This is a genomic window from Microcoleus sp. C2D2 (assembly GCF_036702495.1).
Taxonomy (GTDB): Bacteria; Cyanobacteriota; Cyanobacteriia; order Cyanobacteriales; family Microcoleaceae; genus Microcoleus.
On sequence record NZ_JAUBTO010000101.1, the window covers coordinates 21,794 to 30,829 of the forward strand.

The 9,036-nt window shown below is 47.3% G+C and carries 12 protein-coding genes; 8 read left to right on the plus strand and 4 right to left on the minus strand.

Going from position 1 to position 9,036, the window contains the following annotated elements; translation table 11 throughout:
* The first annotated feature begins 534 nt into the window (after positions 1-534).
* The 7 genes from QUB61_RS26415 (at position 535) to QUB61_RS26445 (ending at position 5,250) form a co-directional block, all read left to right on the plus strand.
* Positions 535-870 carry a rubredoxin gene (locus QUB61_RS26415; RefSeq protein WP_333133078.1) on the plus strand — a complete coding sequence of 112 codons (336 nt, stop codon included), beginning with the start codon at positions 535-537 and terminating at the stop codon, positions 868-870.
* Entirely contained in the window at positions 857-1,870 is a 1,014-nt protein-coding gene (locus QUB61_RS26420; protein WP_333133071.1) for a photosynthesis system II assembly factor Ycf48, read from the plus strand. The genes QUB61_RS26415 and QUB61_RS26420 overlap by 14 nt, the downstream gene beginning before the upstream one ends.
* A 56-nt stretch (positions 1,871-1,926) precedes the next feature.
* Positions 1,927-2,175 carry a cytochrome b559 subunit alpha gene (gene psbE / locus QUB61_RS26425; RefSeq protein WP_006635503.1) on the plus strand — a complete coding sequence of 83 codons (249 nt, stop codon included), beginning with the start codon at positions 1,927-1,929 and terminating at the stop codon, positions 2,173-2,175.
* Between the two features lie 20 nt (positions 2,176-2,195).
* Positions 2,196-2,333: a cytochrome b559 subunit beta gene (psbF, locus tag QUB61_RS26430; RefSeq protein WP_006635504.1), complete on the plus strand. Its 138-nt coding sequence runs from the start codon at positions 2,196-2,198 to the stop codon at positions 2,331-2,333.
* 9 nt (positions 2,334-2,342) lie between these two features.
* Positions 2,343-2,465: a photosystem II reaction center protein L gene (locus QUB61_RS26435; RefSeq protein WP_172190234.1), complete on the plus strand. Its 123-nt coding sequence runs from the start codon at positions 2,343-2,345 to the stop codon at positions 2,463-2,465.
* Positions 2,466-2,534: 69 nt separating this feature from the next.
* Entirely contained in the window at positions 2,535-2,657 is a 123-nt protein-coding gene (locus QUB61_RS26440; protein WP_333109398.1) for a photosystem II reaction center protein J, read from the plus strand.
* A 340-nt stretch (positions 2,658-2,997) separates the two neighbouring features.
* Positions 2,998-5,250, plus strand: a complete 2,253-nt coding sequence (locus QUB61_RS26445; protein ID WP_333133080.1) for a transglycosylase domain-containing protein — start codon at positions 2,998-3,000, stop codon at positions 5,248-5,250.
* A gap of 303 nt (positions 5,251-5,553) precedes the next feature.
* Here QUB61_RS26445 and QUB61_RS40085 read toward each other — a convergent pair whose 3' ends face one another.
* From QUB61_RS40085 to QUB61_RS26450, 3 genes are all read right to left on the minus strand, one after another.
* Entirely contained in the window at positions 5,554-5,751 is a 198-nt protein-coding gene (locus QUB61_RS40085; protein WP_445300284.1) for a zinc ribbon domain-containing protein, read from the minus strand.
* Positions 5,752-5,825: 74 nt separating this feature from the next.
* Complete coding sequence (locus tag QUB61_RS40090) at positions 5,826-5,912, minus strand: hypothetical protein (protein ID WP_445300285.1); 87 nt, start codon at positions 5,910-5,912, stop codon at positions 5,826-5,828.
* A gap of 246 nt (positions 5,913-6,158) precedes the next feature.
* A complete protein-coding gene (locus tag QUB61_RS26450) occupies positions 6,159-6,716 on the minus strand; it encodes a hypothetical protein (protein ID WP_333133072.1) in 558 nt (185 codons plus the stop codon).
* Between the two features lie 346 nt (positions 6,717-7,062).
* Here QUB61_RS26450 and QUB61_RS26455 point away from each other — a divergent pair, with 346 nt between their 5' ends.
* Entirely contained in the window at positions 7,063-8,301 is a 1,239-nt protein-coding gene (locus QUB61_RS26455) for a transposase (protein ID WP_333133074.1), read from the plus strand.
* Positions 8,302-8,309: 8 nt separating this feature from the next.
* Here the strand turns inward: QUB61_RS26455 and QUB61_RS26460 are convergent, their stop codons facing one another.
* On the minus strand, positions 8,310-8,897 hold the full coding sequence (locus QUB61_RS26460; protein WP_333133076.1) for a vanadium-dependent haloperoxidase: 588 nt from the start codon (positions 8,895-8,897) through the stop codon (positions 8,310-8,312).
* Between the last annotated feature and the right edge of the window lie 139 nt (positions 8,898-9,036).

Below are 9,036 nucleotides of genomic sequence, written 5' to 3' on the forward strand. Positions count from 1 at the left end.
AGACGGGCGGCTGCCTGTGGACGCTAAGTAAGACCATCATCGACTTAAGTGTCGAACGCCCTTGTGGTGTCCCTAACGTGGCATCGGCGGTTGAGACGGGAAACCTCGAAGACGAATAAGACCGTCCTAATGTCAGTAACCCCGGTCTCAAGACACGGGGCTTGCAAGAGAAATCTGGCAAGCCGTACTGACCAGACTAAGGCTTAACTGCCTACGTTTTGAGAGTCACGACACCCTGTGGATGCGTAGCTAGTCCCCTGCTCTGTCATATGCAATTAAACAGTTCTAAGGTCACTGGAACAGTGTTGCAGGTCTAACAAGCTCTCGAAACATTGTCGAAGCTAACATTACCCCATTCATGGGAGGCTCAATTGAGCAAAATACTATGCGTACAGGATTGGAAGATTGGAAGCGGTAATTGTCCCGTTGAAAGTGCAATACAAAAGTACACTCCCGTTAACCAATCCCAAGGCGGTAGTAAATCAAAAATATAAAGCCGTGCTTCTAGCACGGGGTTTCTACCCATTTTTTCTGATGAGCGATCGAGCCACTGAAACTAAAACCCTCGATCGGCACGAGTGCCGCGCCTGCGGCTACGTCTACGATCCGAAAAAGGGCGATCCTAAAATTGACATTGCCCCGGGGACGGCTTTTGAAGATTTGCCCCAAACTTGGGTCTGTCCCGTTTGCGCAGCGCGCAAGTCGGCGTTTCAAAATCTCGGTCAAATGGAAGGGGTATCGGGATTTAAGGCAAATCAGCGCTACGGTGTCGGTGTCAACGGCATGACCGAAGGTCAGAAAAGTTTGCTGATTTTTGGCGGCTTGGTCGTTGGTTTCTTGTTGTTACTTAGTATGTATGGTTTGCAGTAAAACGATTGTGAGATTTTGGCAACGAATTGTAATGTTATTGGCCGCTGCGCTTATCTGTACGAGTTGCAGCACCATCGGTTCTGTGAGTTACAACCCCTGGCAAGTGATTTCCTTGCCGACGCAAGCTAATTTGCAGGATATTGCCTTTACGGGCAATCCTCAGCACGGCTGGGTTGTAGGTTCTGAGGCGACTCTGCTCGAAACGCTTGACGGTGGCACTAGCTGGAAGTCTGTAGCACTCGATATCGACGATCCGAGGTCGCGTTTTGCGTCGGTGAGTTTTTCGGGTTCCGAAGGCTGGATTGTCGGCCAGCCTTCTGTTTTGCTCCACACGAACGATGAGGGCAAGTCTTGGACGCGGATTGCTTTGAGCAGTCAGTTGCCTGGTTCTCCGAGTACGATCGCGGCTTTGGGCCCGAATTCCGCCGAGATGACGACCGATGTCGGGGCGATTTACCGGACTTCCGACGGCGGCAAAAATTGGAAAGCTGTCGTGCAGGATTCTTTTGGGGTAGTTCGCAATATCAACCGTTCACAAGAGGGGCAGTATGTTGCGGTTTCCTCAAAGGGCAATTTCTACTCGGTGTGGAAACCCGGACAAGAAGCTTGGGAACCTCACAACCGCAATAGTTCTCGCCGCCTGCAAAATATGGGCTTTACCAAAGACGGGCGTTTGTGGATGCTCGCCCGCGGCGGTCAGATTCAGTTTAGCGACCCGTCCAATCCTGAAGGTTGGGGAAAACCGTTTTTTCCCGATCGCAAGGCGAGTTGGGGTTTGCTGGACATGGCTTACCGGACTGATAATGAAATTTGGGTAGCCGGCGGCGGCGGCAATTTGCTGTGCAGTTTGGACGGCGGGAAAACTTGGCAAAAAGACCGCGAAGTTGAAGATGTTCCCGCTAATTTTTACAGGATTGTCTTTATGGGCCCCGATCGCGGATTTGTGCTCGGCGCGAGCGGTACTCTACTTAAATATCAAGGTTCAGCGCAAGCTGCTTGATAGTAGAATAGTAATAGAGATTATCTGTCGATTTGTTGTTGAAAGGAGGATTCTAAATGGCTGGTACAACTGGAGAACGTCCGTTTGGGGACATTATTACAAGTATCCGTTATTGGGTAATTCACAGCATCACCATTCCGGCTTTGTTTATTGCTGGATGGCTGTTTGTGCAAACGGGTTTGGCTTACGATGCTTTCGGAACTCCTCGCCCTAACCAATATTTCACACCGCAGCGGGAAGAAGTGCCGATTATCTCGGATCGCTTTGAAGCTAAGAAACAAGTAGATCAGTTCATTGCCAAGTAATTTAAGAAGGATTTGGAAAAATGACGAGCAGAACCCCAAACAATGAGCCAATTTCGTATCCGATTTTTACGGTGCGGTGGCTGGCAGTTCATACTTTAGGTGTCCCAACAATTTTCTTTTTGGGCGCGATCGCAGCAATGCAATTTATTCAACGATAGGAGTTTACAATGCCTGAGCGCGTTCCTAATCCCAATGAACAGCCTGTTGAGTTAAACCGGACTTCTCTTTATTTGGGTCTGTTGCTGATTTTTACTCTGGGTATTTTGTTCTCCAGTTATTTCTTTAATTAACTGGTGTCTGAGTTTGCTTTCGATAGTTCGATCGAATTTGTTTAGCTGTAAATTAGTGAGGTGATGGCTATGTTTAGTGAAAGTGGCAGAATTCCTTTGTGGCTGGTAGCTACTGTCGCAGGTCTCGGTGTTCTAACCATTGTGAGCCTTTTCTTCTACGGTGCTTATGCCGGTTTGGGTTCTTCGATGTAAGGAGAATCAAGCCGATTTTAGGCTTTTAACCCCCCGGTCAAAAGGGGGGTTTTAATTATGCGAAGTTTGTTGCTTGTAGCAGGGATAAATGTTATCGAAAGTGTGGATATTTTGGCAAGTTTATGATAATTAAATCCGGCGTTGTGAGATGGGGATTTTTTGTGGTTGGGTGGAGATTGCCTCAATAAACGGCTCGCCTTGCGGGTTCACCAATAACCCCAAAATAGATCGCCACTAGCCGACGCTCGCTAAGAGAGTGTGGGCAGATCCTGAAATTAGCCAAAAGTTGCGAGTAGAATGGTGCAAGAGCCGATCGCTCGATCGTAGTGCACAGCGAAATATGACCCCACCGCAGCCGCCCCGCAAACCTCAAACCGTCTTGGGTGCGATTACCCAAGCAGTCCAGACTATTGCTAAGGTTAATTTTAACCAGCTAGCGCTGAAACCGAATGCCAAAGTACCCGAACTGTGGGTACAGGATGCGGGTGCAGCTAAAGCTGAGGTTTATCCGCTGTTGGGCGATCGATATTTGTTAGGTCGATCGTCGAAATCTTCAGATATTGTAGTTCGCAATCCCGTTGTCAGTCACGTGCACTTATCCCTGTCGCGGGATACTAGGCGGCGGACTCCTTTTGTCATCAAAGATGAAGACTCCACCAACGGCATTTACAGCGGCAAAAGGCGAATTAAAAGTATGTCCCTGCGTCACGGAGACGTGTTCACTTTAGGGCCGCCGGAATTAGCCGCCGCTGTCAGAATTCAGTTCGTATATCCGCCGCCTTGGTATTTGCAACTTGTGCGTTACAGCTTTTACGGCGTCAGCGGAATCACCGCTTTAATTGCGGTGTTCGTAGGTATAGAATCGACAAAGTTTAAAGTGCGGCCTCTGCCGAGAAGTATCAATGGCCCCGTGATTGTTTACGCCCGCGATGGGCAAACTCCCCTGCGTCCTCCTCAGAATAACGCTCACTTAGAATTAAAGCAATTGCAGGATTTTTCGCCCTATTTATCCAAGGCGGTACTTGCTTCGGAAGACAGCCGCTACAATTGGCATTTGGGCATAGATCCGATCGGAGTTTTGCGGGCGCTTTTGACCAATGTTCGCGGGGGAGGAATTCGCGAAGGCGGCAGCACTGTGACGCAGCAGTTAGCGAGGAGTTTGTTTCGAGATTATGTGGGAACTCAAGATTCGGCAGGACGCAAGTTCCGGGAAGCAGTAGTTGCCTTAAAACTGGAGAATTATTACAGCAAAGACGAGCTGTTGCTGACTTATTTAAATCGCGTGTTTTTGGGAATTGACCTTTACGGTTTTGAGGATGCGGCTCGGTTTTATTTTGGCAAGTCGGCGAAGGATTTAACCTTGTCAGAGGCAGCAACTTTGGCGGGCATTTTGCCTGCGCCAAACAGTTTTAATCCGATTCAAAATTATCAGTTGGCGGTACAGTACCGCGATCGAGTGATCGAACGGATGCGCGCACTGGGGACGATTTCTCAGGAAGAAGCCGATCGCGCGAGGCGATCGCGAATTGATATCAATCCGAAAGCTCGCGAATTTCTGCAAAGTACGATCGCTCCTTATTTCTACAGTTATGTATTTGACGAATTGGAGTTTTTGCTGGGGGAGCAGTTAGCCAGAGAAGGCAATTTTATTGTAGAAACAGGTTTGAATCCCCGCCTGCAAAAGGTGGCTGAAGCTTCCCTCAAAAATGCTGTAGAAAATGCCGGAGCCAGTGCAGGTTTTTCTCAAGGAGCCGTGGTAACTCTCAATACTACAACCGGGGAAGTCTTAGCTTTAGTTGGGGGCGTAGATTATTTGAAAAGTCAGTTTAATCGGGCTACCCAAGCTTTGAGACAGCCCGGTTCTACATTTAAGATTTTCAGCTATGCAGCCGCCCTAGAACGCGGAATACCCGCCAGCAAAACTTATTCTTGCGAGCCGCTTTCCTGGGGCGGACAAAGTTACAGCGGCTGCGAAAGAACCAGCGGCAGTGCTGATATGTATCGGGGTTTAGCACAGTCGGAAAATGCAATTGCTTTGAGAGTAGCACAAGATGTCGGTTTAGACAATGTAGTGGGAATGGCCAGACGTTTGGGGATTACATCTCCACTGCGTTCTGCCCCTGGTTTAGTATTAGGTGAAAGTGAAGTTAACGTATTGGAATTAACCGGGGCATTCGGGGTTTTGGCGAACCGGGGTTTGGGCAATCGCGCCCACGTAATCAAGCGAATTATTGACAGCAGCGATTGCAAAGATCGAAATAATTTTAACAGTTGCCGGGTGATTTATGACTATCAAAAAGATGGCGTTGCCAATCGGCAGTTAGTTCCTGAAGCCGTAGCGGATACGATGACCGATCTGCTGCAAGGTGTGGTGCGGGGAGGTACGGGCAGCAGTGCTGCTTTGGGGTTAGGAGAAGCTGGAAAAACAGGCACGACTAATGATAATAAAGATTTGTGGTTTGTCGGTTATATTCCGAGTCAGCAACTGGTGACAGGAGTTTGGTTGGGAAATGATGATAATTCTGCGACTGGGGGAGGTAGTGCAAATGCCGCTCAGTTGTGGGGGGAGTATATGCGGCAGGTGGCGCGTTGAAATTGCCGAAACCATTGCTTTTACTTCTTTTAGACTTTTAGATCCCCGACGGAGCAGAAGTTGTCGGATCTCTGCGTATTGGTGGGCTTATTTACAGCAGTCACCTTGGTGGTTAAGACTTTTATTGGTAGGGGTAAGGCTAGCCATAAGCACCCTACAGCTAGAGTAGGTGCTTGACACTCCCCGGCGTTTACGCGCGGGAATTCTTGCTTGGGTCAGTCGAACTTATAGCGGTTCTCAAGCGTGGTGAGGTATGCCCACGGAGGCCACGGAGGCCACGGAGGCCACGGAGGCCACGGAGGCCTATGCCCATGAGTACCTCATATGAGAGCTCGAAAGGCTATATCTCTGTTTTGTCGCCACCAATGAGTAGAGGTCGTTATTGCCACAGGTTGAACAATCTTGGGAAGTATACACAGGGGCAACAGCAATTACTGTTTTCCCATATATTTTTCCAAAGTATTGCAACCCGAAGAGCAAACTGATCCCAAGCTGCATCATTAATTGACTTGGCAAGCTTGTGGTTCTTAATCATATTCCTCACCTGAATATCGACCTAGGCTACAAAATCGCGCTTATTTTACCACGCCGGGCGTCGTCAAAATGGCGAAGTCTTTGCGCTGCCTACTGACTTTCAGGTGTTTTCTCCCTAACTTGTTAATCGCTTTTTTACGATTATTAGAACCTTTCTTCTTCCCTTGAAACTCGTTTCTGCAAGCGTTTTAAAGCTTTTTCGCTTTAGTCCAGATAGCGAGGGTTGGGGACTGTTTCACCACTACTGTCGGTGTAGAAATGATTCAACCCCACATCTATTCCAACAGTAATAAGCTGTTGCGGCATTTAAATTGTATGTCAAAAAAAATTCAAGTCTTGTGGGGTGGGCGTCCCGCCCGCCCTGAATATACAATTTAAATGCGCGACAGCTTACCAGTGGGAATAGATTCCTCTGTTCGCTCGACGTTGACACAAAACTGAGCTCCGTAGCCGTCAGCACGACGAATAACGCTAACTCGTTTAATCTCGCTAGGTGCCGAGAAGTGTAAATCCCGACTACCAAGTAATTTGAAAGTTCCAGCAGCAAAACCATCCGTGAAGGTTAGGCATTTTTTGTCAGTAGAAAGCTTCCAACCTGATGTCTTGTATTCTACGGAACGAGTGTGCTTTTTAAATTGTGGATACCCCTTTTTCCCTGGTTTCTTGGCTTGGCAATTAGAGAAAAAACGTTGGATAGCAAAAATGGCACCTTGGGCCATCGCTTGACGCGCCATCGATTTAAGTTTGCCTGCCCATTCAAACTCTTTAGCCATGATAGCGCATTGTTTGTAGAGGTCAGCTAGCTTAACTCTGGAATTGTCTATCCAGTATCTGAGAGCTTTGTTTCTGACAAATTGAGCAGTGCGGATCGTGTCGTCGATGACCCTGTATTGCTGTGCTTTGCCTTTGAACGCGAACTCTAATACAATCATGGAATTGTCGTATCACGCTTATAGATTATTGTGTCTATAAAACGAATTGTTTAAAGAATCTTTACACTTTACGACTATAATTAAAGCCGGCCACGCTCTGAAGGGGCTTTTACCCAAATTTCCGGTAAAAGTGCGGTGACACACAAGTGGGCTTACACAGTCGATCGTTCCTCCGTAAATATCAAGTAGCCCGAACTACTAACTCTTGAGTGGTTGCAAAGCATTCTGGAAAACGTAGTCACCGACTTGTTTACCGAAAAATTGGGTTTAAAGCCCCGCACTTAAGTGCGGCTTTTATCTAGGACTTTCCTTGATAAAAAGTGCTGAGGTTTGATATAATCATACCATGATAGTAAGAGAAGCAAAGCTCAAAAACGGAACGAGAGAGCAATACTGTGCGCTGGATGAAGCCATCCGAAAAGCCCAGTTCATTAGAAACAAACCTGTCAGGTTTTGGATGGACAACGCAGATGTTAGTAAGGCTGTCTTGTACGCACTGTGCAAAGATATTGCTAAAGATTTCGCTTTCGCCAAAAAGCTCAACTCAGCCGCCCGTCAAGCCAGTGCGGAACGTGCTTGGGCTGCTATCTCTAGCTTCTATACCCGTTGCAAGAAAGGCGAGAAAAGGAAGGGTTATCCCCAGTTCAAAAAGCATTGTCGCTCTGTAGAGTACAAGGTGTCAGGCTGGAAACTGTCTTCTGATTGCATGAGCATCAACTTCACTGATGGTTTTGAAATTGGAACTTTGTCTCTATTCTGCAATAAGGAAACGCGGGAAGACATTCATAGACTTAAAATTAACCGTGTGCGAGTTGTAAGAAGAGCAGACGGGTATTATGCTCAATTCTGCTTTGATGCCACTCGCAAAGAAGAAGGAAAGTATACAGGCAATGTTGTGGGCTTGGATCTGGGGCTGAAATACTTCATCAAAGACCAAAATGACAACGCCGTTATCTACCCTCAATTCTTGATCGAGTCAGAGCGTAGACTCAAGAAAGCTCAAAGCCAGTTGAGCAAAAAAATTGTTAAAGGGGCAAAGACTCAATCAAACAATTATCATAAGGCAAGGAAACGACTCGGTAAAATTCATCTAAAAATCCAAAGACAGCGTAAAGATTGGGCAATAAAGCAAGCCCGATGCGTAGTGGCATCTAACGATGTCGTCGTCTATGAGGATTTGAAGATTGCGAATATGGTCAAGAATCACCACTTGGCTAAGTCGATTTCTGATGCTGGCTGGTATCAATTCACTCAATGGCTGGACTACTACGGGAAAATCTGGGATAAGGCAGTTGTGGCAGTGGAGCCTAACTATACATCTCAAGATTGCTCTAATTGTGGTATGAGAGTGAAAAAGTCACTCAGCACTAGAACTCATTCATGTTCTAATTGTGGAATAGATATTTGTCGCGATACGAATGCGGCAATAAACATCCTGAATTCGGGAATGAAGATGCTGGGTGTAGAGTGGCAACATAACGGTACCTCTGGGCAAGAGGAATCCGCCTCGCTTGAGGGAAAGCATGGGGAGAAGACTACCTCTACTATGGATGGGAAACCTTCCATAGCAAGTGGACTTCGATGAACCATGAATTAGAATCCCCGTACCTTCAGGTCGGGGAGTATGTCAACCAACACATCTCCCTGGGTATCAGCAGTACGGGTATGAAGACCTGCCCAAATCCGGGATTCTCCAAGCTCTTGAGAAATCTGCGAAAAGCTGGTATAGCTGCAGGTTACACCTGCGTTTGCCGGAAAGATGAGACTCACTTTCACTGCATCACTGCCAAAGAAGCGTTGCAAAACCCTCTCTGCCGCACCTGCGGTTACACAATGCCCGGAGATATAATCAGGGTGAGCCAGAGTGACCATCAGTGATTCCCAGTTTGGATCGGGAGTAATGACAGGATTGCCAAGTTCTGCCGCATTGGGAATAGCAACTACAGGTCGCCAAAGTTTGTATTTGTACTTAACCTCGTATCCGGCAATGTAGGCATCTGCGCCTGCGAAGTTGAGCAGTGCAAACAGCCGTGCATTTTCAATCAAATTATTGCCTTTTGCTGTTGCCGCTGCTCTGGCTGGCGTATTCCAGAGTGGCACAGGGGAAATTGCAGAAAAAATTGCCGTTGCCGTTTGTTCAGCAGTTCGGGCGGTGCTGTATCGCCCCCCCAGGAGTTTCACTTCACTCTAGCAATTTTTGGTCGCTGCTTGATGTCAAATTTTTAGGTCTTAAATAATGTCGAACTCCCTCGGGAGAAATCCCGACAGCCTCAGCTATTTTTTTTAGAGATAGACCTTGAGCGCGAAGTTTGACGATTTC